This window comes from Acetobacter lambici (assembly GCF_011516885.1).
Taxonomy (GTDB): Bacteria; Pseudomonadota; Alphaproteobacteria; order Acetobacterales; family Acetobacteraceae; genus Acetobacter; species Acetobacter lambici.
This window is the reverse complement of sequence record NZ_WOTD01000007.1, coordinates 91,178-113,309: the sequence shown is the minus strand read 5'-3', so window position 1 is coordinate 113,309 and position 22,132 is coordinate 91,178. Positions and strand designations below refer to the sequence as shown.

21 protein-coding genes, 1 tRNA gene and 1 pseudogene are annotated in these 22,132 nt (G+C 58.3%); 8 read left to right on the top strand and 15 right to left on the bottom strand.

What is annotated here, in order from left to right; translation table 11 throughout:
- The first annotated feature begins 64 nt into the window (after nt 1-64).
- Entirely contained in the window at nt 65-1,465 is a 1,401-nt protein-coding gene (locus GOB86_RS15880; protein ID WP_242012519.1) for a restriction endonuclease, read from the top strand.
- A 121-nt stretch (nt 1,466-1,586) separates the two neighbouring features.
- Here GOB86_RS15880 and GOB86_RS05785 read toward each other — a convergent pair.
- From GOB86_RS05785 to gyrA, 4 genes are all read right to left on the bottom strand, one after another.
- A tRNA-Lys gene (locus tag GOB86_RS05785) sits at nt 1,587-1,662 on the bottom strand.
- Nucleotides 1,663-1,862: 200 nt separating this feature from the next.
- The gene (locus GOB86_RS05780) at nt 1,863-2,354 is read right to left on the bottom strand and encodes a peptidylprolyl isomerase (protein ID WP_165991413.1); all 492 of its coding nucleotides are present in this window, start codon (nt 2,352-2,354) and stop codon (nt 1,863-1,865) included.
- Nucleotides 2,355-2,397: 43 nt separating this feature from the next.
- Entirely contained in the window at nt 2,398-2,925 is a 528-nt protein-coding gene (coaD, locus tag GOB86_RS05775; RefSeq protein ID WP_165991412.1) for a pantetheine-phosphate adenylyltransferase, read from the bottom strand.
- Nucleotides 2,922-5,726: a DNA gyrase subunit A gene (gene gyrA / locus GOB86_RS05770; protein ID WP_165991411.1), complete on the bottom strand. Its 2,805-nt coding sequence runs from the start codon at nt 5,724-5,726 to the stop codon at nt 2,922-2,924. Before gyrA ends, coaD begins: the two co-directional genes overlap by 4 nt.
- Nucleotides 5,727-5,960: 234 nt before the next feature.
- Between gyrA and GOB86_RS05765 the strand changes: the two genes are divergently transcribed.
- Nucleotides 5,961-6,158, top strand: a complete 198-nt coding sequence (locus tag GOB86_RS05765) for a YqaE/Pmp3 family membrane protein (protein WP_165991410.1) — start codon at nt 5,961-5,963, stop codon at nt 6,156-6,158.
- Between the two features lie 200 nt (nt 6,159-6,358).
- On the opposite strand, the gene GOB86_RS05760 is transcribed toward GOB86_RS05765, so the two are convergent.
- Together GOB86_RS05760 and pnp are read right to left on the bottom strand one after the other, a co-directional pair.
- Entirely contained in the window at nt 6,359-7,777 is a 1,419-nt protein-coding gene (locus GOB86_RS05760; RefSeq protein WP_165991409.1) for an NAD(P)H-dependent flavin oxidoreductase, read from the bottom strand.
- A 78-nt stretch (nt 7,778-7,855) separates the two neighbouring features.
- Complete coding sequence (gene pnp / locus GOB86_RS05755) at nt 7,856-10,006, bottom strand: polyribonucleotide nucleotidyltransferase (protein ID WP_165991408.1); 2,151 nt, start codon at nt 10,004-10,006, stop codon at nt 7,856-7,858.
- A 68-nt stretch (nt 10,007-10,074) separates the two neighbouring features.
- On the opposite strand from pnp, the gene GOB86_RS05750 reads away from it, so the two are divergent.
- On the top strand, nt 10,075-10,293 hold the full coding sequence (locus GOB86_RS05750; RefSeq protein ID WP_165991407.1) for a hypothetical protein: 219 nt from the start codon (nt 10,075-10,077) through the stop codon (nt 10,291-10,293).
- 15 nt (nt 10,294-10,308) lie between these two features.
- On the opposite strand, the gene rpsO is transcribed toward GOB86_RS05750, so the two are convergent.
- Together rpsO and truB are read right to left on the bottom strand one after the other, a co-directional pair.
- Nucleotides 10,309-10,578: a 30S ribosomal protein S15 gene (gene rpsO, locus GOB86_RS05745; RefSeq protein ID WP_165991406.1), complete on the bottom strand. Its 270-nt coding sequence runs from the start codon at nt 10,576-10,578 to the stop codon at nt 10,309-10,311.
- A gap of 23 nt (nt 10,579-10,601) precedes the next feature.
- Entirely contained in the window at nt 10,602-11,516 is a 915-nt protein-coding gene (truB, locus tag GOB86_RS05740; protein ID WP_165991405.1) for a tRNA pseudouridine(55) synthase TruB, read from the bottom strand.
- Nucleotides 11,517-11,547: 31 nt separating this feature from the next.
- Between truB and GOB86_RS16350 the strand changes: the two genes are divergently transcribed.
- The 5 genes and pseudogenes from GOB86_RS16350 to GOB86_RS05720 all read left to right on the top strand — a co-directional run bounded on the left by GOB86_RS16350 (nt 11,548) and on the right by GOB86_RS05720 (nt 15,314).
- On the top strand, nt 11,548-11,670 hold the full coding sequence (locus tag GOB86_RS16350; protein ID WP_277875455.1) for a hypothetical protein: 123 nt from the start codon (nt 11,548-11,550) through the stop codon (nt 11,668-11,670).
- Between the two features lie 130 nt (nt 11,671-11,800).
- A complete protein-coding gene (locus GOB86_RS05735; RefSeq protein ID WP_165991404.1) occupies nt 11,801-12,973 on the top strand; it encodes an MlaE family ABC transporter permease in 1,173 nt (390 codons plus the stop codon).
- Nucleotides 12,974-12,976: 3 nt separating this feature from the next.
- Nucleotides 12,977-13,772, top strand: a pseudogene (locus tag GOB86_RS05730) (ABC transporter ATP-binding protein).
- A complete protein-coding gene (locus GOB86_RS05725) occupies nt 13,765-14,721 on the top strand; it encodes an MlaD family protein (protein ID WP_165991403.1) in 957 nt (318 codons plus the stop codon). Before GOB86_RS05730 ends, GOB86_RS05725 begins: the two are co-directional and overlap by 8 nt.
- The gene (locus GOB86_RS05720; RefSeq protein WP_165991402.1) at nt 14,718-15,314 is read left to right on the top strand and encodes a PqiC family protein; all 597 of its coding nucleotides are present in this window, start codon (nt 14,718-14,720) and stop codon (nt 15,312-15,314) included. Before GOB86_RS05725 ends, GOB86_RS05720 begins: the two co-directional genes overlap by 4 nt.
- A gap of 80 nt (nt 15,315-15,394) precedes the next feature.
- Here the strand turns inward: GOB86_RS05720 and GOB86_RS05715 are convergent, their stop codons facing one another.
- From GOB86_RS05715 to GOB86_RS05685, 7 genes are all read right to left on the bottom strand, one after another.
- Nucleotides 15,395-17,377 carry a hypothetical protein gene (locus tag GOB86_RS05715; RefSeq protein WP_165991401.1) on the bottom strand — a complete coding sequence of 661 codons (1,983 nt, stop codon included), beginning with the start codon at nt 17,375-17,377 and terminating at the stop codon, nt 15,395-15,397.
- An 87-nt stretch (nt 17,378-17,464) separates the two neighbouring features.
- Complete coding sequence (locus tag GOB86_RS05710; RefSeq protein WP_165991400.1) at nt 17,465-18,229, bottom strand: SDR family NAD(P)-dependent oxidoreductase; 765 nt, start codon at nt 18,227-18,229, stop codon at nt 17,465-17,467.
- A complete protein-coding gene (locus GOB86_RS05705) occupies nt 18,226-19,320 on the bottom strand; it encodes a 3-oxoacyl-ACP synthase III family protein (protein WP_165991399.1) in 1,095 nt (364 codons plus the stop codon). The genes GOB86_RS05710 and GOB86_RS05705 overlap by 4 nt, the downstream gene beginning before the upstream one ends.
- 31 nt (nt 19,321-19,351) lie before the next feature.
- The gene (locus GOB86_RS05700; RefSeq protein ID WP_165991398.1) at nt 19,352-19,897 is read right to left on the bottom strand and encodes a GNAT family N-acetyltransferase; all 546 of its coding nucleotides are present in this window, start codon (nt 19,895-19,897) and stop codon (nt 19,352-19,354) included.
- A 3-nt stretch (nt 19,898-19,900) separates the two neighbouring features.
- Nucleotides 19,901-21,034, bottom strand: a complete 1,134-nt coding sequence (locus GOB86_RS05695) for an aromatic ring-hydroxylating oxygenase subunit alpha (protein ID WP_165991397.1) — start codon at nt 21,032-21,034, stop codon at nt 19,901-19,903.
- Nucleotides 21,035-21,039: 5 nt separating this feature from the next.
- The gene (locus GOB86_RS05690; protein ID WP_165991396.1) at nt 21,040-21,831 is read right to left on the bottom strand and encodes an SDR family NAD(P)-dependent oxidoreductase; all 792 of its coding nucleotides are present in this window, start codon (nt 21,829-21,831) and stop codon (nt 21,040-21,042) included.
- The gene (locus GOB86_RS05685; RefSeq protein ID WP_165991395.1) at nt 21,828-22,061 is read right to left on the bottom strand and encodes an acyl carrier protein; all 234 of its coding nucleotides are present in this window, start codon (nt 22,059-22,061) and stop codon (nt 21,828-21,830) included. Before GOB86_RS05685 ends, GOB86_RS05690 begins: the two co-directional genes overlap by 4 nt.
- Between the last annotated feature and the right edge of the window lie 71 nt (nt 22,062-22,132).

Here is a 22,132-nt window from a genome sequence, read left to right as displayed (position 1 = left end):
GAGGACCAGTTCGTCGTGCGGTATCGCGTCGGCTGCGGCTTGCTCATCTCACCTAGCTACCAGAATGGATTCACCCCGTGAATCCCTCGCTACTATTTGCGCAACAAAGCCCATTGCCACCATGCTTTGCGAAAACAGCGAAGCCGCCAGACACGAACTTATTTTTGACCAGACCTATTACGCCCTACGCCAGATTGTTGGCAAAGAAGGGTGGAAATCGCTCAGGCAGGAGGTCATGGCCGATGATGCGGTTTTGGGCGACTGCCTTGATTCCACCCGACTGGTTGGCCCCCAGAACATCCCTCAGGCAGATCCGGCCTGCTACATCGCACATATGGACGCCCTGACCGACAAGTATAAGGCAAGGCTGACCGGGGTTCCTCTGGAGGAAGCCAGCAGGCCCATAGACGACCACATAGCCCTCCAGCAGAATCTGATTGATCTGGGCTTTCTCACACAAGCCCAACGTGCTGATGGCGTTTATGGCGAAGGAACCCGCACCGCCATTGTCAAATGGCAGCAGGCCAACACAAGCTCCCCGGCAGATGGCTTTATCTCTGATACAGATGCCGCGCACATTGCATCCATGGCAGCAGGACTGCCACCGCCTGCGGGCCAACAGCAGGCAGAACCCACCACCCAATCCACCGGCCCCACCTCCCGACCCAACAACCAGAGCAGCAGTTCAATGTGGCTTCTACTTCTTGTTATTTTAGTTTCCTGCGGCATTTTTTATTATAAAAAAACAAAGAACAACAAACGGCTCAGCGAGACACGTTCCCTTGTTTGTGATGAAATATTCAGGCAAAAACTGAATTTACAAATATCGAGAAACCAGAAAATAACACAAGATATCTATGGTACCGTTAAAACAGATTTATGGGTCAGGGAGATCGGGTATTTTATCCAGACCAGAATAGATGGACTTATAAACGCCAGAATTTCGAACGTAAAAGACCGTCAGCAACTGCGGGCATATGCCATAAACCTTGTTGAGCAGGTTTCCTCCGACCCTCTTCCGGTCCATGTTCCCATCAATTCTTATGTGAGCGACCCTACGGTTTTTGATATCCGTATGAACCCGTTTGATTATGAACTGCACTGCGCTTTACTTCTCAAGCAGTCTGGGTGGGATGCACACGCAACACAAAAAAGTGGAGATCAGGGGGCTGACGTTATAGCCCGAAAAGGAAATGTGCGGATTGTTGTCCAATGTAAGCTGTATTCAGGAACAGTTGGGAATGATGCCGTCCAGCAAGCCTTTTCCGCCCAAAAATTTCAGGGTGCCCAAGGTGCAATTGTTGCAACAAACTCCACATTTTCGCAGTCCGCGCGGCAGGCTGCATCCGCAACGGGTGTTCTGTTGGTCCATCACACGCAACTCTGCGGCGCAGCAGAAGAACTCTACCGCCACGCGGTCCAGAGCCACCCTGCCACTCATGACGCAATAGATAGCTCCTCGTGATCATAACACGGGGAGACCCCTGCCCGAACGCCCGCCACAAGCGCGGCGTGGGGGGGGGGACAGAATACTGCCTGAGCAGACTCTGCTGATGGTCTTAGACATCTATTTTTAAAGGAAAGAATGGTGAGCCGGGAGGGACTCGAACCCTCGACCATTCGATTAAAAGTCGAATGCTCTACCAGCTGAGCTACCGGCTCACACATGGGACCACACAGGGTCAGGGACCGTGCGTGATGGGGCTGTTCCTAACTGGATTAGGGGCGTGCGTCAAGCACACAAAGGCATTTTTCAGCACCTTTGTGCGCCATCCCGACCACCAGAGCCCATAAGCCAGCGCCGGGGCGGGCCGTGCATACAAAAACGGCCCGCCGGGTTAGGGCGGGCCGTTTGCGTGGGATCAGGCTTCCGCCTTGTCCGCAGGGACCATCTTGGCAATACGGTCTGGTTCGTTCACCACACCGGAGGAGCCGGAGCCGCGTTTGATCTTGTCCACGTTCTCCATGCCTTCAATCACCTCACCCACAATGGTGTACTGGCCATCCAGATGGGGGGAGGGTTCGAACATGATAAAGAACTGGCTGTTCGCGCTGTTGGGGTCGGACGTGCGGGCCATGCCAATGGTGCCGCGTTCAAACTTGGCTTCGCGCGTGAATTCGGCAGGCAGATCCGGCAGGTCGGAACCGTGCATGCCCGTGCCCGTGGGGTCCCCACCCTGTGCCATAAAGCCGGGAATAACGCGGTGGAAGGCCACGTTGTCATAAAAACCCTGCTCGGCCAGCGTGCGCAGGCGCTCGGCAGCCTTGGGGGCAATATCGGGGCGCAGGCGAATAACAACGCGGCCTGCGGGCACATCCATGTAAATCAGGTCTTTTTTATCTTCTGTGGACATCAGAAACTCTCCTGTTAAGGCAACACCCGAGCAAACACGCGGTTCAGCCCGTGCGTTCGGCCAGACGGGCCAGCAGGCGCGCCTGGGTATAGGGTGTTACAAACTCCGAAATATCGCCATTATAACTGGCAATTTCCTTCACCATACGGGAGGAAATAAACTGCGTGCGCTCCGAGGCCATAAGGAACACGGTCTCTATTCCGCTATCCAGCCTGCGGTTTACGCCCGACATCTGCACTTCGTAATCAAAGTCGGACAGAACGCGCAGGCCACGGAAAATGAGCGTGGCCCCATTGGCCCGCACCGCCTCCACCAACAGCGAATGGAAGGAGACGACCGTCATGTCCCCCCCCGTACGCGCCTTGATGGCGGGCAAGGCTTCGCACACACATTCGATCCGCTCTTCCAGCGGCATGAGCGGGCTTTTGCCGGGGTTGCGGGCAACCCCGATAATCAACCGGTCCACAAGCCTGCTGGCCCGCTCGATCACATCCAGATGGCCGACTGTTACCGGGTCAAACGTGCCAGCATACAGCCCGACACGTTTGGGTGCGGCAGCAGCGCTGCTCATGTGGCAGGACCAGCACCATTGTCGGGGGTCTGCGGGGGAGCGGCATCTTCCGCCTCGCCTGCTTCGTCCTCGCCATCATCCATGACCGGGAACACGCTGGTAATGCGTTCGGCCTCGTTCAGGCGCAGCAATGTTACCCCACTGGCCTGACGGGCCATGATCCGCACCTGATCAACCGGCACACGGATCAGGCGGCCTGCGTCTGTCACCAGCATCACATCCGTGCCCGGCAGCACCGGCAGGGTTGCCGAGACTTCCGTGCCCCGTTTGTTGGCAGAGAAGGTCATGTTGGTAATACCAAGCCCGCCACGCCCGCTTACGCGGTAATCATAGGCGGAGGAGCGGCGGCCAAACCCACCATCGCTCACAATCAGCAGCACTTCTTCCGCTGCTTCAAGCTGGGCAAAGCGTTCGGGGGTCAGGGCCTCGGTGCCGGTTGCACCTTCGTCCTCATCCCCATCAACCACCGTGATTTCGGTATCATCCTCGGTGTCGGCCGCGTTTTCGGCCCTGCGTTTGGCGTTGGCCATACGCAGGTAGGTGGAGCGCTCTTCCACCGTGGCTTCAACATGGTTGAGCACGGCAAGGCTGATCACCCGATCGCCCTCGGCCAGACGAATACCCCGCACACCAGACGACCCGCGCCCGGCAAACACGCGCACCGTGTCATCCGTTATCTGGAAGCGGATGCAGCGCGCCTTGCGGGTAGCAAGGAACACGTCCTGACCATCGCGGCAGGTGGCAACGCCGATCAGGCTGTCGCCGTCATCGAGCTTCATGGCGATCATGCCGGATACGCGAATGTTGCGGAAGTCGCTCAGCCTGTTCCGGCGCACGCCCCCACTGGCGGTGGCGAACACAAGATGCAGGCTTTCCCACAGTTCCTCGTCCTGCGGCAGGGGGAGGACTGCGGTAATGCTGTCTGTTCCAAGGTCGGGCAGCAGGTTGATCAGTGCGCGGCCCTTGGCGGCGGGCCCCGCCTCTGGCAGACGCCACACCTTCTGGCGGTACACCTTGCCACCGGAGGAGAAGAACATGACCCACTGGTGGGTGTGCGCGTTAAAGGAGCGCACCACAATATCGTCCCCACGTGTGCCAGCCCCGGTGCGGCCACGGCCACCACGGTTCTGGGCGCGGAACACATCGAGCGGGGTGCGTTTGATAAAGCCATCACGCGTGATGGTAACAACCATCTGGCCGGGTTCGATCAGGCTTTCATCATCCTGATCCCCATCGTAATCGGCAATGTCGGTTACGCGGGGGGTCACCAGTTCGGCACGGGCAAGGGTCAGTTCCGCGCACAGCACTTCCATACGGCGGGGGCGGCTGCGGATAATTTCGAGCAGTTCGTTAATCCGCACCGCTACTTCGGACAGTTCGTTCTGGATCTTGTCGCGCTCAAGCCCGGTCAGGCGTTGCAGGCGCAGTTCCAGAATACCGCGTGCCTGTGCCTCGGTCAGGCGGACCGTGCCGTCCACTACCACGTTGCCTTCATCGTGGATCAGGGCCAGCAGCGGTTCCACATCCGCGGCGTTCCACTGTGCCGCCATAAGCGATTCACGCGCGGTGGCGGCATCGGGGGCGGCGCGGATCAAGGCGATGACCGCATCAATATTGGCAACCGCAATAACCAGCCCGACCAGAATATGGGCACGGTCGCGCGCCTTGTTCAGGTCATGGCGCGAGCGGCGCATAATGACTTCCTCACGGAAGGCAATAAACGCCTCAAGCACGTCCTTCAGGCCCATAAGGCGGGGTTTGCCTGCATCAAGCGCAAGCATGTTCACGCCAAAGGAGGTCTGGAGCTGGGTAAAGCGGTAAAGCTGGTTCAGCACCACCTCAGGCGTTGCATCACGCTTGATTTCGATAACCACGCGCATGCCCGAACGATCGGATTCGTCGCGGATGTCGGCAATGCCTTCCACCTGCTTGGAGCGCACCAGATCGGCAATACGTTCCTGCAAGGTGGCCTTGTTGACCTGATAGGGGATTTCGGTCACCACAATGGCTTTGCGGTCCTTGCGAATTTCCTCAATATCGGCCTTGGCGCGAATGATCACGGAGCCACGGCCCGTGGCATAGGCGCTGCGAATACCAGAACGGCCCAGAATTGTGCCACCTGTGGGGAAGTCCGGCCCCGGCACAATTTCCATCAACTCTTCAAGCGTAAGCTCGGGGTTGGCGATCAGGGCCAGCGTTGCATCCACCACCTCGCCGGGGTTGTGGGTGGGAATGTTGGTGGCCATACCCACGGCAATGCCGGTAGCGCCATTGATCAGCAGGTTGGGGAAAGCAGCAGGCAGAACCGTGGGTTCGCTCTCGCTCTCATCATAGTTCGGCTGAAAATCAACCGTATCGCGGTCAATGTCACCGAGCAAAAAGGTGGAGGAGCGGGCCAGACGCGCTTCGGTGTAACGCATGGCGGCGGGGCTGTCCCCATCCACCGAGCCAAAGTTGCCCTGCCCGTCAATCAGCTTGACGCGCATGGACCACGACTGGGCCATACGCACCATGGCCTCGTAAATGGAGCTATCGCCATGGGGGTGATATTTACCCATGACCTCACCCACTGCACGGGCAGATTTGCGGTAGGCCTTGTCGTGCGTAAAGCCGCTTTCGTGCATGGCGTAAAGAATACGCCTGTGTACGGGCTTGAGACCATCACGCACATCGGGCAACGCACGGCTGACAATGACCGACATCGCATAGGCAAGGTAGGAGGAGCGCATCTCCTCCTCAATGGTCACGGGCACTAGGTCTGAAGGCTGCGGTGATCCGGTCTGGTCAGAAATCTCGGTCAAGGTTCATCCGTTCTGTCATGCTGCGCGGGGCTGGGCAGTTGCCTGCACTCCGCGCCAAATCCACCTGAACACCGGTTGCCACGGTGCCGCGTATTTTCTAGCACCAAACCCCGCAAACTCCTAGCGCTGGCCGGGGTTGTGGCAGGGATAAAAAGCCCGCAGGGGGTGCTGATTGTCTTGCCCCCAAGGGCCAGCTATGGCCATCATGGCCAATAACATGGGAGTTTACGACTAATGCGCCTTATCCTTGCCCTGCTTGTGCCGTGGTTGCAGTTTTTTACCATCGGTCGCCCCTTTGCGGGGATTATCTGCCTTGTGTTGCAGATCACGCTTATTGGCTGGATTCCGGCCACCATCTGGTCGGTTTACGCGCTGAGCCAATACACAACGGACCAGAAAATTGCCCGCATGAGCCGCGCCTCGCGCAGCTAGGCCAGCAAAGGCCAGCCCGCCATACGTTGCGCTGCCCCACCAGCGCGCAACGCATGCCCCCAACACCACCGGGCGGCACATGGGGCGGGTTGCAACAATGCCCAACAAAAAAGGCGGCCCCCTGTGCGGGAGGCCGCCTTTTTTGTGCTCTCACCCAGACCCAACACCCACCACATGGGCGGGCATTGAGTAAGAGCGGCTTATTTACCGGTCATGATCTGCTCGACCAGTTGTTTGGTCGTGGGCACAAAGCCGTTGGCATAGAACGGGTCCGTGCCAAAGCGCCATGCGTTGGTGCCCCCAAACATCAGATTCTCATCCATCACCTTATCCGCATCCGGGCCGGAGGCATGGGCCGCGGCCTGAAGGGTTTTCTGGATACAGAAGGAGCGTGGGTCCGCCCGATGGCCGTTGCTGTAGCTGGGGCCGCGCTGGCTCCAGTTGGAGAACTTGCACTCGGAAAGGCAGCCCATGCAGTCCGTCTGGTCAGCCACAATCAGGCGTGCCCGGTCGGGGGTGACAAAGACAAGCGTGGAATCGGGGGTGCGCAGGGCTTCAACAAACCCTTCGCTTTCCCACTGCTGCACGCGTGCTACGTCTTGGGGCTTAAGGAACACCTCGCGCTTGCGCGGGCCAACACCGTAGGACGCACTCAGCTCTTCCGTGGCTTCGGTGGCGTAGGGCACCTGATGCTCGGTGCGCTGGCGCAACTCATGCAAAAAGCCGTTATTGACGGCGGAGGAGTAAAACCCGGTGGGGGAGAAGCGGTTAAGGTACACATCGTCCTTTTTCAGGGTGAGCAACCGGCGCTTCCACGCATCGGGGATCGGGCTTTCGGTGGTCAGCAGCGGACGGGTGCCAAACTGGAAGGCGATCGGCCCCAGTTCCTCACTGTCAATCCAGTCCTGCCATTCTTCCAGCCACCATACGCCACCGGCCATGATGATGGGCGTATTGTCCAGCCCAAAGCCACGCATGGCCTGGCGCAGGGCCAGCACACGTGGGTAGGGGTCTTCTGGCGCAAAGGGATTTTCCGTATTGGACAGGCCGTTATGCCCGCCTGCCCGCCACGGGTCCTCGTACACCACGCCGCCCAGCAGGTCGGACGCCTTGCTGTACGAGCGCTTCCACAACGCATTGAAGGCACGGGCGGAAGAAACGATCGGATAGTAATGCACGCCAAACTGGGCGGCAATGTCGGCCAGCCGGTAGGGCATGCCAGCACCACAGGTCAGGCCGTGGATCAGGCCCTTGGCCCCTTCCAGCACCCCGGTAATGACCCGCTCGGAAGCGGCCATTTCCCACAGGATGTTGGCATGGATGCGACCTTTGCCACCAGAAACCTCGTGCGCAATACGCGCCTGCGCAATGCCGCCACGAATGGCGTAGTCCACAAGCTCCTCATGCCGTTCCCGGCGGGTTCGGCCGTGGTACACCTGCGGGACCGGGCGCCCCTGATCGTCATAGCTATCCGCATTAACGATGGAGATCGTACCCGCACCCCCCGCAGCAGCCCATGCTCCGGCCGATGCACCCGTGGAAACAGAAACGCCCTTGCCGCCCTCTACCAGCGGCAGGACATCCGTCCCCCCCATGCGAAGCGTGTTAATCGCCTTCATGACTATCCTGTCGTTTCTCTAAGATACCCGTGTCTGGTCCGCCACGCGGGGGGAGCAAGCCCCCCGCGATTGGATGCCTTATTCGGCATCCCGGCGCGGTGCGCGGGCAGGTTTTTCACCCACGGTTTCCGTAATGTCGGCACCCGTAGCCTGATCAACAACGCGCATGGACAGCTTGACCTTGCCGCGATCGTCAAAGCCGATGACCTTGACCTTAACGGCGTCTCCGTCCTTGACCACATCACTGGTACGGCCAACGCGGCCCTGCGCCAGTTCGGAAATGTGGACCAGACCGTCACGCGCGCCAAGGAAGTTGACGAACGCGCCAAAGTCGGCGGTTTTGACAACCTTACCGTCGTAAATGCGGCCCAGTTCGGGTTCGGCCACAATGCCGTTAATGCGTTCGAGCGCCTTTTTGGTCTGCTCTTCGGCGGTGGCGGCAATGGTAATGGTGCCATCGTCGCCGATGTCCACTTTCGCACCCGAATATTCCACGATTTCGCGGATGACCTTGCCACCCGAACCAATGACATCACGGATTTTTTCGCGCGGCACCTTAATGGTGGTGATACGCGGCGCCGTGGTGGCAACGGTCGTGCGGTTTTCGGTCAGCGCCTTGCTCATTTCGCCCAGAATGTGCAGGCGACCATCACGTGCCTGACCCAGAGCGATCTTCATGATTTCGGGCGTGATGGACGTGATCTTGATGTCCATCTGCAACGCGGTCACGCCTTCTTCGGTTCCCGCAACCTTGAAGTCCATGTCCCCAAGATGATCTTCATCGCCCAGAATGTCGGACAGGACGGCAAACTTGTCGCCTTCCTTGATCAGACCCATGGCAATACCGGCCACAGGGCGCTTGAGGGGCACACCGGCATCCATAAGGGCCAGCGAGCTACCGCAAACGGTCGCCATGGAGGAGGAGCCGTTGCTTTCCGTAATTTCGGACACAACGCGCACCGTGTAGGGGAATTCCTTGCGGTTGGGCATCAGCGGGTGCAGGGCGCGCCATGCCAGCTTGCCATGCCCGATTTCACGACGGCCGGGGGAGCCTACGCGACCGCACTCACCCACGGAGTAGGGAGGGAAGTTGTAGTGCAGCAGGAAGTTGGTGCGGTATTCGCCTTCGAGCGCATCGATCACCTGTTCGTCCTGCCCGGTGCCCAGCGTGGTCACGACCAGCGCCTGTGTTTCACCACGGGTGAACAGGGCGGAGCCATGCACGCGCGGCAGCACGCCAACTTCAGGCACAATCGGACGCACGGTCACAAGGTCACGCCCGTCAATACGCTTGCTGGTCTTGAGCACCGAGGTGCGGACCACATCGGCTTCGAGGTCCTTGATCATGGGCTTGGCTGCGGCCACGTCCAGCTCGGCGGCTGTCAGCTTTTCCACAATGGCGCCACGTGCGGCCTTGAGCTTTTCGTAGCGGACCTGCTTCTGCTTTTCCTTGTAGGCATCGGCAATCAGCTTGCGGCCCAGCTTGTCCACCTGCTTGCGCAGAGCAGCTTCTTCCTTGCTTTCGCTCGGCAGGTCCCAAGGTTCCTTGGCTGCGTGTTCAGCCAGCGAAATAATGGCGTCCAGCACGGGCTGGAAGGCAGCGTGGCCAAAGGTCACGGCATCCAGCATCACATCTTCGGACAGTTCGGACGCTTCGGATTCCACCATCAGCACGCCTTCGGCGGTACCGGCGACCACCAGATCAAGGCTGGTTTCCTTGAGCTGTTCCTGCGTGGGGTTGAGGATGAACGCGCCGTCAATAAAGCCAACGCGGGCTGCACCCACGGGGCCAAAGAACGGAATGCCCGACAGGGTGAGTGCTGCCGAGCAGCCGATCAGGGCGGGAATGCTCGGATCGTTTTCCATGTCGTGGGTCAGCACCGTGGCGATGACCTGCACCTCATTACGGAACCCTTCGGGGAAGAGGGGACGAATGGGGCGGTCGATCAGGCGGGAGACCAGTGTTTCGTTTTCGGAAGGACGACCTTCACGCTTGAAGAACCCACCGGGGATCTTGCCAGCCGCGTAGGCTTTTTCCTGATAGTTGACGGTCAGGGGGAAGAAGTCCTGACCAGCCTTGACGTCACGCGCGCCAACGGCGGTACACAGGACCACGGTTTCGCCATACGTGACCAGCACGGCGCCGTCGGCCTGACGGGCGACCTTGCCGGTTTCGAGCACCAGCGGACGACCTGCCCACTCAATTTCTTTACGGAAGTAGTTAAACATTCTGTCTTCTCATCTTCTGTTGACACAGTCTTTGTTCAAAACCACGGCAAACAGCGGGACAGAACCGAATGGCGGACAGCGCCTCGGACGGCATGGAGACTGGCGGCAGCACCGCCCAGGCGCCATGTGGTCGGAAACGCCGTGGCCTTACCCGGATCGTCAATGCCCGCGTGCCAAAGCCTGTGGCGTACAACGGTATATGGGGGTTTGGCGGGCATATGGCCAGCACAAAAACCCCCACAAACCTTTCCGGCCTGCCCACAGGCCCGGCATACCGCCAGACCTGAGGACAAAAAACCGGATTAGCGGCGCAGACCCAGACGCGCGATCAGCGCTTCGTAGCGGCTCTGGCTTTTACCACGCAGGTAGTCCAGCAGGCGGCGACGACGACCAACCATGATCAGCAGACCACGGCGGGAATGGAAATCCTTCGCGTGGGTCTTGAGGTGGTCGGTCAGGTTGTTAATGCGCACGGTCAGAATTGCGACCTGCACTTCGGGCGAACCCGTATCGCCCGGGGCGGTCTGGTATTCAGCAATAACCTCAGTGCGGCGTTCAGCGGTAATCGACATCACATGTCTCCATCAGAAAAATGTCATAGAATGCGTACTGGCTTAAGCTGCCCTTCCTCCAGGCGGCCAAGGCCAAGCACACGCCCTGCGTCCATGACACGCACGGTCCCTGATGCGTCGGTCTGGGGGATACGTCCCATCAGATCAACAAGGCTCAGAGCCCGCCCGTGGCGTAGAAGAACAGATTCCTCCTCAGTCAGGGCCAGCGCCGGGATGTCGGCCAGCGCGGTCTCGACCGGAAGAAGCAGTTCCGCAGAAGCATGGGCGTTGTCGTCGTTTGGCGTCAGTTTGTCCAGCATAATTGCATCGGCCTCGGTAAAAGGCCCCACGCGCAGGCGGCGCAGCACCGCAATATGGCCAACCGTGCCACAGGCCAGCGCCACATCACGCGCAAGAGCGCGCATGTACACGCCCTTGCCGGATTCGACCTCGAACACCGCCGTGTCCGCATCGGGCCGGGCAATCAGTTCAAAACGGTCCACGCGGGCGGGGCGAGGGGGCAGTTCGGGCGGGCGGCCATCTCGCGCCATGTCATACGCCCGTTCCCCCGCCACCTTGAGGGCGGAATACACAGGGGGCACCTGCATAATGTCGCCCGTCAGGGCGGGCAGGGCCGCGCGTAGCTCATCGTCAGTGGGGCGCACGTCCGATGTGGCGGTGACCGCGCCATCGGCGTCATCACTATCGCGCGCTTCCCCCAGACGCAGGGTAAACTGGTAGACCTTGGTGCCGTCCATAACATAAGGCACGGTTTTGGTGGCCGTGCCAAAGGCCAGCGGCAACAACCCGGTAGCCAGCGGGTCCAGCGTGCCGCCATGCCCTACCTTTTGCGCATCGAGCAGCCGTTTGGCCCGCCCCACTACCTGCGTGGAGGTCATGCCCGAGGGCTTGTCCACTATCAGCCAGCCGTTAAGTGGCCGCCCGCGTTTGCGTCGCATGTCAACTCCCGTATGCGGGGGAGCGCGCGCCATGCCTGCGCCACTCCCGGTTACCGCCCCGGACCTGCCCGGCGCACACCAAGCGCTGCATCTAGCCGAGCACGCGCCCCCCTGCAATGCGCGCCTGCAATGCTGGGCTGACGAAAATGCCTGACCATGGAAATTATTAGCAAACTCAAGACCAACACGCCCCACCCCGCCCCCAACCGGGGCTATGCGGGTCTTTACTCACCATGTCGGGACTAGCCAGCGTGGCATGGCCTGTCTTAATGTTGTCACAAACAATGACCCAGCAAACTGACCCTTCCCCCCCCACCGCCACGGCAGAGCCTGCCGCGCGACCCGCATGGTCCTTACAGGACGGGCCGCACGGCCCCTGCCTGAGCGTGCGCGGCGCGTGGACGGTACCCAACGGCGGGGTCATGCCGTTTACGGGGGCCGATATTGCCGCCCCACCACCGGGGGCTGCCAGCCTGAGCGTGAATACGGCGGGCATTACGGGGTGGGATACGTCCTTCATCTCCTTTTTGTGGGAGGTCAAACAGGCCGCCGCCACAGCCGGGCTGGAATTTGACCAGAGCGGCCTGCCCGCCCCCGCCCAGCGCCTGCTGGCCCTGCTGCCCCCCAACCCGGCCCCACCCGCCCAGCACGACAACCACAGGCAGAACCTGCTGGAAAAAACCGGCGACCTGACCCTGAGTGCCCTGAACGAGACAGGGGTCGTGGCCTCCCTTGCGCTGGACACCACGCGCGGGGCCATGCACGCCCTGCACGGCAAAAGCCGCATGCGCACCAAGGACCTGATAACGGACCTGTGGAACGCGGGACCAAACGCGCTGCTGATCGTGGGTGTGGTCAACTTCCTTATCGGGGCCATTCTGGCCTTTGTGGGGCTGGTGGAACTACGCCGCTTTGCCGCGGAAATTTACGTGACCAACCTTGTAGGCATTGCCTGCGCGCGTGAGATTTCGGCCATTATGACCGCAATCATCATGGCCGGGCGCACGGGTGGGGCGTATGCGGCGCGCATTTCCACCATGCTGGGGAATGAGGAAATAGACGCCCTTCAGGTCTTTGGCATTCCCATTTCCGGCTACATCCTGCTCCCCGCCATTCTCTCCCTCTCGCTCATGATGCCCCTGCTCTACCTGTATGGCACGCTCATTGGCATTCTGGGCGGGTTTGTGGTGAGCATGAGCATGATGGATGTCTCCCCCATTGGGTACTGGATTTCCACCATCAACGGGGTCGAACTCAAGGAGTTCGTGTTCGGGTTCATCAAGGCATTTTTCTTTGGCACCTTCATTGCCCTTGCCGCCTGCCGCGTGGGGCTTAAGGCGGGGCGCAGTGCAGCCGATGTGGGTATTGCCGCCACCCGTGCCGTGGTGATTGGCATTGTCGGCATTATCGCCATGGACGCCGTGTTCGCCGTTATGGCCAACGCGCTGGGGATATAAGCAATGGCCGAGACCGATACCCTTATTTCCGTGCGGGACGTGGAACTGTCCTTTGGCCCCAAGATCATCCAGCAGAATGTGTCGTTCGACCTCAAACGTGGGTCCATTTTTGCTGTCATGGGTGGCTCTGGCTGTGGCAAGAGCACGCTGCTCAAAAGTCTGATCGGCCTGCTCCCCCCCACCACGGGGCAGATTCTGGTGGGGGGGGGAGGATTACTGGGCGCAGAACGAACACCGCCGGACCCAGATCAACCACCGCTTTGGCGTCTTGTTCCAGTCCGGCGCGTTGTGGAGTTCCATGACCGTGGGCGAGAACGTGGCCCTGCCCATGGAAATGTTTACCACCCAGCCGCCCGATGTGGTGCGCAAGCTGGTGGAACTCAAGCTCGGGCTTGTGGGTATGGAACAGGCGATCGACCTGTTCCCGTCCGAAATTTCGGGCGGGATGCGCAAGCGCGCGGGCCTTGCCCGCGCCATAGCCCTGGACCCCGACATTCTGTTTTTTGACGAACCCTCCGCAGGGCTGGACCCCATTACCTCCGCCCGGCTGGATGACCTGATCCTGACCCTACGGGACGGGCTGGGGGCGACCATTGTTATTGTCAGCCACGAACTACCAAGCCTGTTCGCCATTGCTGATGACGGCATTTTTCTGGACGCCAAAACCCACCTGCCCATTGCCCACGGCTCCCCGCGCGACCTGCGCGACCACAGTACCATTCCCGAAGTCATGGCGTTCATGAACCGCTCCTCCACCATCCCCCCGACAGATGAGACAAAGGCAGACCGGCATGTCTGAGAGCACAAACCGCAAAACCGTTATCGGGGCCTTCGTGCTGTTAGGCGGCTTTCTGGCCCTGTTTATTGTCATGGCCTTTGGGCACATGAGCTTTCTGGCTCCCTCGCGCGAGGCGGTGGTGGTGTTCCAGAACTCCATTACCGGCCTGTCCGTTGGCGCCCCCGTCAACTTCCGTGGGGTCAAGGTGGGCACGGTCAAAAGCATTACCCTGCGCTTTGACCCCGCCGACCACAAAGCCTACATTCCCGTAGTCCTCACGCTTGAGCCGGACCAGATCCATGTGGTCAAGGACGTGCCCGGTGGGGACAAGGTGAGCATTCAGGAACTGATCGGCATTGGCCTGCGCGCGGAGCTGAACCTGCTCAGCTTTGTGACCGGGCAGTCCAACATTGAACTGGACTTTGACCGCTCGGTCGAACCCGTGCTGCACCCGCGCATTACCAACCTGCCCGAAATTCCCGTCCGCATGTCGGCGGTGGAAAAGCTGAAGGATTCGCTGGGCCAGATCCCCATAAAGGAGATCAGCCACCATGCGGATGCGGCCCTGCTCTCCGTCACCCAGCTCAGCGACAGCCTGAACAGGGACCTCCCTCCCCTGCTGCTGAGTGCAAAACAGACAGCCGACATGTCGCACGAGACACTGGCCACCGCGACCGACGCCATAAAGAACCTGCAAGCCAAGCTGGACGTAACCCTGAGCAAAATGGACCAGTTGATGGAAACCGGGACCACGCAGTTGAACGCGCGCGGCACGGACCTGCATGCAACACTGGCTTCGGCCACCAAAACGCTGGATTCGTTGCAGGGCATTCTCTCCCCCCGCTCGCTCGACCGCGCCAACCTTGACGCCGCATTGCGCGACATTGCCGCCTCGGCCGCATCGCTGCGCGGCTTTTCGTCCGATATTGAACGCAACCCGCAACTTCTGCTGATGGGACGCCGCCCATGACCTTTACGCCACGCCGCACATTGCTGGCCGTTATGGCCTGCTCCTCGCTCCTCACGCTTGCTGGCTGCGCGTCCCCCCCGCTGCGGGTGTACACGCTGGGCGTGCCATCGGACGCCGATGTGACCGAACCGCACCTTTCCGCCCGTGCGACCACCATTGCCATCAGCCGCATTATCCTGCCCGACTATCTGGACTCGCAGGACATCATTACCCGCAATGGTGAAGAAATCCTGCGCAGTTCACGCTCCCGCTGGGCCTCGCGCCTGTCCCTTGGGGTGACGGACCTGCTGACCAACGTGCTGTCCAACAAGCGGCCATCGGAGCTGATTACCGACCAGCCTCTGGCCGATGTTGCCACCATGCGCGTGCAGATCGACATTTCGCGCTTTGATGTGGATGCAAACGGGCAGGCAACGCTGGACGCCACATGGGCCGTGCTCCCCCATGACCCCAACCTGCCACTCACGCGCGAACGCACGCACCTTGTGGCCACAGGCCCGGTCAGCACGGATGCGGATGTTGCCTCGCTCATGCGCGGACTGGTCATTCGGCTGGCGGACAGGGTGAACGCCACCATACCTGCGGCACGGTAAAAAACCGACACACCCGCTACGGACCGGGCACATACCGCCCGGTCCAGCATGCGGCGGACTTGCGTTACAAAGCTGCGGCCCTACCAGCGCGAGGCAAAAATATCCTCCCCGTAGTTTGTCCACCCAGCCAGGTATCTGCCTGACGGGCCTTCAAACTGCAGGTAGTAGATCTGGGGCACATTATCCCACACAATAACAAGCTGGCCAGCACTGCTCGCAAAAACACGCCCTAAATGCCCCGCGCGTGAAATAACGGTGCCATTGGGCAGGATCTGTATAATAATCTTATGAAACAGACCCCAGTGACCAATAAACGCCCTAAGCGCGGACAGGTCACTTTTTTCAAAATCATAAAACGCCTGAATCCTGTCTCCACCAAACCCTACAAACCGGGCTTCAGCCGCATCACTCCAGTATCGCGCCCGCAATGCGGAATATGCCGCTCCCTCAACCGGGCCTGCCGCTGCTGGCAGAGCATCCCCACCAGAGCCTACTGCGGGCAGGTTAAGGTGGTCCCTGATTTTTAATAGAGCGTCCTGCCATGCCGTTGCGTAGTCCGGCTCATCCCTGTCTGGCACACGGAGTGTGAGAACACCGGGCAGAAAAATAAAGCGGGCCATTGGACCAAACAAGGTCTGCTTTAAAAACTGTTCGCCAACTTCAGCCAAAAACCGCAGCATTCTCTCCTCATCATTCGCGCAGCTTAGGAGTATGCGTGCAATGGGCGGGGTGGCCTGCCCATAATTATGCGAAAGCAGGGTGTTGAGAATACCACACAGACAATCACGGATTGAGCGAATAAAAAACAATGATGAAGACTGCGGAAAACTAAAATCCGTACAGTTCGATCCATTGGATAGTCTGTACGTGCCACCGGGCAGAACAGCCCAAGGCACACTTTCCAGACTGGCCTGCCTTGTCGGGACCAGCCCCGCCGTGTCCAGCAGATGGGTAAGGGTCGGCTCCATCTGACCCGGAAGCATAACAAAGGCAGAAGGAAACGCATATTGCATGCCTGCCGTATTTTCCACCCTACCTTGCAAAACAGGGCCAGCCGGAGCCACACCTACGCCAAGGTCATGGTCAACAATCCGCTCCGTGCCCCACAGACGGATAACATACAGGCGTGATGAGGAATGCCCCAGATAAAACCCGGCAAAGTTGAGCACGGATGGCTCACCTTCAAACGGCTTGTCGCCATAGCTGGTCAGGCGCAGTTGGGCAAAGGTCGTAACCTCGGGGGTAGTCTGATAATTATGAACAATATCCAGCCAGAAATACATGTCCGCTGGGTGTGGTTTAATAATGACCCGCTCATACGTCATTAACAACACACGGATTATTTCCTTGTGTGTTTTAATAACATCGTCCAGAGGCGCTCCATGCTCCGTAAGGGACTGGTGGTGCGGACCAAGCATATATAGGACCGCTCTTTCCAACGGCACTTTGAACATTGGCTCTAGCGGACGTACAATGATATGCAGATTGTCCCTGTAGGACAGAGAGGCCAGTGCCTCTTCATGTGTAATCAGCAGCCCCACAACACGCTGGCAGATATCATGAAACATGTGAAAGCATTCGGTCAGTGACCGAAATACCAGAACGTGCTCATCCGTCGTGCGGCCCAGAATGACCGCAAGATCAATAATATCCTGCTCGTTCAGGTCAAATGTTGTTATATAATCAGGCCATGTCAGGGCGTAATTGTCGGGCTGCTCCACATAGTAAGCGCTGCCCTCTTCCATAAAATACACGCTGTCCACACGTTTGTGGCATAGCAGCATCCGTGTGGGCAAAGCCGCCGCATGGGGCACAAACACCCGTAGGTGGTCCCCCGGGGCGCAAAGCCCGTCCACAAAAGCGGATATGTCGCGCACAAAAGTCAGAAATTCCTGCCGTGTTTCAAACACATCTTTTTGTAGCGTAAACACCGCACGCGACACAGCCGTATTCCGTGCAGCAATAAAAACGTGCCGTTCCGCATCACCCACGGCTTCGGCCTGTTTGAGTGCCAGATGCGCACAGATCGGGCTATGGCAGTAATACAAATTAACGGTGGTCATACTATCCCTTATCAGGTCTGTTGTGAGCAGATTTTCGATCAAGGGAGCACTTTTTACACCCTGCCGACAACCATTGATCCTGACAGGTTAAGCCACAAACCCGCCATCAACCGGCAGCACCACACCCGTAACCCATGATGCCATATCGGACAGTAAAAACACCACGGCATCCGCAACATTATGGGGCTGCCCAAGCCCCATGGGATGAATGGCCTCCAGAGCTTTGCCCTGTTCTTCGGACAGCATAGCAAACTGCTGGTCCGATTTGGAACCTCTGATAAGGGCCGGAGCAATACAGTTCACCCGCATGCGCCGTTTAGCAAACTCCAGCGCCAAGGACTTGGTCAACCCAACCAGTGCCGCCTTGGAAGATGCGTAGAGCGCACGCCCCTTCATGCCGCGCAGTCCGGCGGAAGAACCAATCAGCACCATGGAGGCGTTTTCTGCCGCCACGCCACGCTGGTGCAGGCCCCGGGCCAACGCCATGGGTGCGCCAACATTGAGCAGAAAATAGCCTTCAAAATGCTGCTTCTTGATCGTGTTAACAGGTGAATACCCCTGCACGGAGGCACTGTGCACAACACCGCTCAGTTTCCCATGCGCCACAGCAAGCCGGGCCATCCATGCAGGAATGGCGTCCATATCATACAGATCAAACGGCTCCACACTATGCTTTGCGGGGTTTGCCAGAAGGTCGCGTGTTTTTTCCAGTTCCTCCCGCCGCCGCCCGACCAGAATAAGCCGTGCGCCGCACTGTGCCAGCGCTTGGGCAATACCAAGACCTATGTCACTGTCGCTTGATGCGCCAGTGAGCAGGATGGTTTTACCCTCAAACGCGGTCTGCGTGATCATGCGGTTTCCACCGGGCATAGTGGCAGGGTCGGGCTGTTTGCAGGCAGTTCAACAATGCTGGGCCGGGGGATTGGCCCCACCTCAACAACCATGCCGCCCCACGACCAGCCTACCCCAAACCCGGCCAGCAAAAGCTTTGTTGGTTTGGTAAACTTGTCTGGCAGGGCTTCACAGATCGCAAGAGGAATGGAAGCGGAGCTGGTATTGCCGAAGTTTTCCATGCTGATGATGAACTTGTCTTCGGGAATTTTGATCTTCTTACGCAGGTGCTCCAGAATAAACTTGTTGGCCTGATGGAAGACAACATAGTCCACCTCGTCCAGCGAGGTTTCCGCGTATTCCAAAATATCCTTGATCAGCCGCGGCACACCTCTGAGCGTAAAGGTGAACACCTCTGGCCCATTCATATGCAGGTCGCCCAGTGCGATCTCTTTTTCCGTTACACCTCCCTTTTTCAGGTAAGGTAGCCAGTTGTTGCGCGAGCCACCCATCTCAACGGAAATATGCCGCCCCCCGCTCCCATCCGTGCCCATCACCAAAGGAATGGAAACCGCGTTATCATCTCGCTCAAGGGCGGTCGCACTGCCTGCATCGCCAAAAAGCGGACTTGCTGCGTTGCTGTCATCATGGAACGATTTGGAGCTGACATCCCCGCATAGGAACAGCGCACGTTTGCTATCGCTACCCGCCAGCAATTGCGCTGTCATCCACAACCCATAGACATAACCTGAACAGCCAAGACCAACGTCAAAAGCCGCAGTCGTGGTTGGCAGACCCAGACGGTTCTGGATCAGGCAGGCCGTGGCGGGGAGTGGGTAGTCCACACCCTGCGTCAAAAACACCAGAATATCGACTGTCTCGGGTGCCCAGCCAAGCTGCTTCATAACATTTTCGGCTGCATGGACGGCAAAGTCGGATGTGCAAAAATTGGGGGCTGCAATCCGGCGTTCCTTAACACCAATGGAATCCGTCAGCTTTTCTGCTTCCTGCTTGCTCTCCGCATTGGTGGGCGCATCAAGCACAGAGTGGCGGGTCTCTGGCACGGAAGTAACAATACCTGCGATCCTAACGCCCTTAATGGTTGCTTTCATAACTCAGGTCTCCAACAATATGGCAATGTTATCAGGCGGGATCCGGCCGACCCGGCGGGAAGGCAGAAAGAGTCTGCTCCAGTGAAAACCACCGGGTACGACTTAAAAAATCGTCAACGCTCTGTTCAAAGTAAAAACTTCCATCGGGCTGCTCCTGCATGGGAATGTTACGGCGCCTCATGCTCTCGATCATGCGCTTGTTGCCCGGCAGGATGCATGAGACAATTTTTTCCATTTTCATGACATGAAAGCAGTAATCGGATGCAAACTGTGGAATATACGCGCCCAGATGCCGTTTGTGTTTTTCCAAAACGGTGTAATAGCCCATCTCACATTCGCGCTTCTGCCAGTCTATTTTGTTATACGACAAGTACCCGACAGGCGTTTTTCCCTCTTTGAGCATAATCACAAAATGCACATAATCCTCGCGCGCGTTGCACGCGCTTAGCCAGGCCTTTTGCTTTTCCAGATCATAGGGGACCTGTGTTGTCATTTGGGCGGCAATATCGGGGCTGGTCCTCCAGTCCAGCAACATCTGGGCATCTGCAAGAGTGGGTGTGCGAAAAAGAAACGGCATGCCTTAAATGACCTTACGCCACTCATTATGGAACAGGGCAATCCGCCGCTCATTGGTGCCCAAAACCGCAGGACGGTGCGTCTGATGCTTCCCCTTTTGAACACTTTCAGAAATAATCCTGTCTTCTTCCAAAACAAGATCATTAAATTCCGTCAGCTTCTGCTCTACCGCATGCCCCGCAGCAGAAGCACGCTGGGCAGGTTTGGTCGATGGGGGCAAAAGCATCCAGAACCGCAGATGCGTGGCTTCTGGCCCCATGGGTTCGTAGATCTGTGCGCCAACCACCGTGCCGCCACTGATCAGGACGGTCATGTTCGGAAACAGAAAAAAGTGGTCATACCCTTTATAATGGGTGCTTTTTTGCAAACCAAGCCGACTGACATACCGACCAATAGATGCCCGCCCATCGTCCGATAGTGGCGCAATCCCGTAGGAATGATGGCCAAGCTCTATAAGCCGAGAGTCCTCATCCAGCACCAAATCTGCCTGTTCGGCTGGCTCATCCCCCCCTTCGAGCATGGGAGAAAAGCTGGTCTTGTGCACATAGGGAATGTGGTAGCCCTCCAATGTGCTCTCAACTGCCACTTTCCAGTTTGCGTGCCAGACTGCCTCGTCCCGGTCAAACAGATCAGCAAAAAGCGGGGCCATTTCGTCCAGATGGGGGCCGCACGTACCCAGCCATTCATCCAGCGAGGGACCGCCTTTTTCTACCCTGACAAACACCAGAGGACCGCGCACGGCCACATCCACACTGGTCAATGCCAGACTGGCTTTTTCCTGCCGGTCAAAATTGAAAAAAGGCTTGTTACCCGGAATCCCAACCGGCACACCCTCACTATTGTAAGCCCACCCGTGGTAGGGGCAGCGCAGGGGGTTGTTACCGCAGGACTTTTCATGCAAGCGGGCATGACGATGCGCGCAAACGTTAAGAAAAGCCTTTATTTTTCCATCAAAATTCTGAACAACAATGTCTTTTCCCGCGACCTGCACGGTCAAAAAATCATTGTGCTTCGCCAACTCCGATGCCAACCCCGCCAACTGCCATGTTCTGGCAAAAATAAGCTGAAGTTCCTGATCATAAACAGACTGATCATAATAGGCTTCTGGTTTAAGACCCTGAGTTATCTGCACAGTCATTTTTTTCATCCACCGGCGAGCGTGCCACCATCAAGCAGAAGATTTGTACCTGTTATCCACCGCGCGGTACCTGCCAGCAGGAATGCTATGGCCTGTGCCACATCCTCTGGCTGCCCCACACCAAGGGGGTAGGCGTTCTTGATGGAATCAAACTGCTCTTGCGTAACAACTTCACGGAACCGTTCGCACATTTCGGTTTCGACCAGACCCGGACTAACACAGTTCACACGGATGCCGTCCACCGCCAGTTCAAGCGCAAGCGCCTTGACCGCAGTGACAAGCCCACCTTTGGACGCGCAGTAAACCGCGTTAGTGGCCTGCCCGGCAAGGGATGAAGTAGAGGCAACAAAAACCAGCGCCCCACCTTCCCCATGGCAACCCCGCTGGCGGAAACCGCGTGCCAGCATAATGGCTGCGGAAACATTGACGCGGAGAATGGTGTCAATAAATTTGGCATCAATCACCCTGACCGGGCGCGAGACCTGAAGCCCCGCGCAATGGGCCACGCCGTGCAGCACCCCGCCATCCTGAGCCAGTTGCTTGATCCATTTGGGAATAGCGTCAAGGTCAGCCAGATCAAATGGAGCGGCCTGATGGCCCACTCCATGCAACATACCGATTGTTGCCTGCAACCGCTCCTCATCGCGCCCAGAAACAACAAGTGTTGCTCCAAGCTGCGAGAGAAAAATGGCAGTCCCCCGCCCAATACCTGAAGATGCACCCGTTACCAGAATGCGGCGTCCAGTCAGGTCCAGCGGGTTAATAACTGCCCTGCAGGCCGTGGCTGCAACGCTCATCCGGCAGTGTCAATTTTGGCAAGGCGAACCAGATCATCAATTGTCACAGCCTTTGCAAGGCTGTCGCCGCTCACAACATGATTGAATTTGTCATCCACCAGAGCAATAAAGCTGATAACGGCCAGGCTATCCCACTCGGGCAGTTCCTCCAGCACTTCCGGGCCCTTCAGGCTACCTTCGGGCACATCCAGGACAACCGCCAATTCTTCAAGAAACTCAGCTTTGGTCATTACTTTAAAACCTTTAATTTCCTACAATAATAAACTCGTTCAGGCTAACACACACCGTCAGCCTTTACTAG

Coding starts and splice junctions, on each gene's coding strand:
- GOB86_RS15880 (WP_242012519.1), top strand. CDS start 65: ATGGATTCACCCCGTGAATCCCTCGCTACTATTTGCGCAACAAAGCCC.
- GOB86_RS05780 (WP_165991413.1), bottom strand. CDS start 2,354: ATGTCCACAGAAGATAAAAAAGACCTGATTTACATGGATGTGCCCGCA.
- coaD (WP_165991412.1), bottom strand. CDS start 2,925: ATGAGCAGCGCTGCTGCCGCACCCAAACGTGTCGGGCTGTATGCTGGC.
- GOB86_RS05765 (WP_165991410.1), top strand. CDS start 5,961: ATGCGCCTTATCCTTGCCCTGCTTGTGCCGTGGTTGCAGTTTTTTACC.
- GOB86_RS05760 (WP_165991409.1), bottom strand. CDS start 7,777: ATGAAGGCGATTAACACGCTTCGCATGGGGGGGACGGATGTCCTGCCG.
- pnp (WP_165991408.1), bottom strand. CDS start 10,006: ATGTTTAACTACTTCCGTAAAGAAATTGAGTGGGCAGGTCGTCCGCTG.
- GOB86_RS05750 (WP_165991407.1), top strand. CDS start 10,075: ATGGCGGACAGCGCCTCGGACGGCATGGAGACTGGCGGCAGCACCGCC.
- rpsO (WP_165991406.1), bottom strand. CDS start 10,578: ATGTCGATTACCGCTGAACGCCGCACTGAGGTTATTGCTGAATACCAG.
- truB (WP_165991405.1), bottom strand. CDS start 11,516: ATGCGACGCAAACGCGGGCGGCCACTTAACGGCTGGCTGATAGTGGAC.
- GOB86_RS16350 (WP_277875455.1), top strand. CDS start 11,548: ATGCCTGCGCCACTCCCGGTTACCGCCCCGGACCTGCCCGGCGCACAC.
- GOB86_RS05735 (WP_165991404.1), top strand. CDS start 11,801: ATGACCCAGCAAACTGACCCTTCCCCCCCCACCGCCACGGCAGAGCCT.
- GOB86_RS05725 (WP_165991403.1), top strand. CDS start 13,765: ATGTCTGAGAGCACAAACCGCAAAACCGTTATCGGGGCCTTCGTGCTG.
- GOB86_RS05720 (WP_165991402.1), top strand. CDS start 14,718: ATGACCTTTACGCCACGCCGCACATTGCTGGCCGTTATGGCCTGCTCC.
- GOB86_RS05715 (WP_165991401.1), bottom strand. CDS start 17,377: ATGACCACCGTTAATTTGTATTACTGCCATAGCCCGATCTGTGCGCAT.
- GOB86_RS05710 (WP_165991400.1), bottom strand. CDS start 18,229: ATGATCACGCAGACCGCGTTTGAGGGTAAAACCATCCTGCTCACTGGC.
- GOB86_RS05705 (WP_165991399.1), bottom strand. CDS start 19,320: ATGAAAGCAACCATTAAGGGCGTTAGGATCGCAGGTATTGTTACTTCC.
- GOB86_RS05700 (WP_165991398.1), bottom strand. CDS start 19,897: ATGCCGTTTCTTTTTCGCACACCCACTCTTGCAGATGCCCAGATGTTG.
- GOB86_RS05695 (WP_165991397.1), bottom strand. CDS start 21,034: ATGACTGTGCAGATAACTCAGGGTCTTAAACCAGAAGCCTATTATGAT.
- GOB86_RS05690 (WP_165991396.1), bottom strand. CDS start 21,831: ATGAGCGTTGCAGCCACGGCCTGCAGGGCAGTTATTAACCCGCTGGAC.
- GOB86_RS05685 (WP_165991395.1), bottom strand. CDS start 22,061: ATGACCAAAGCTGAGTTTCTTGAAGAATTGGCGGTTGTCCTGGATGTG.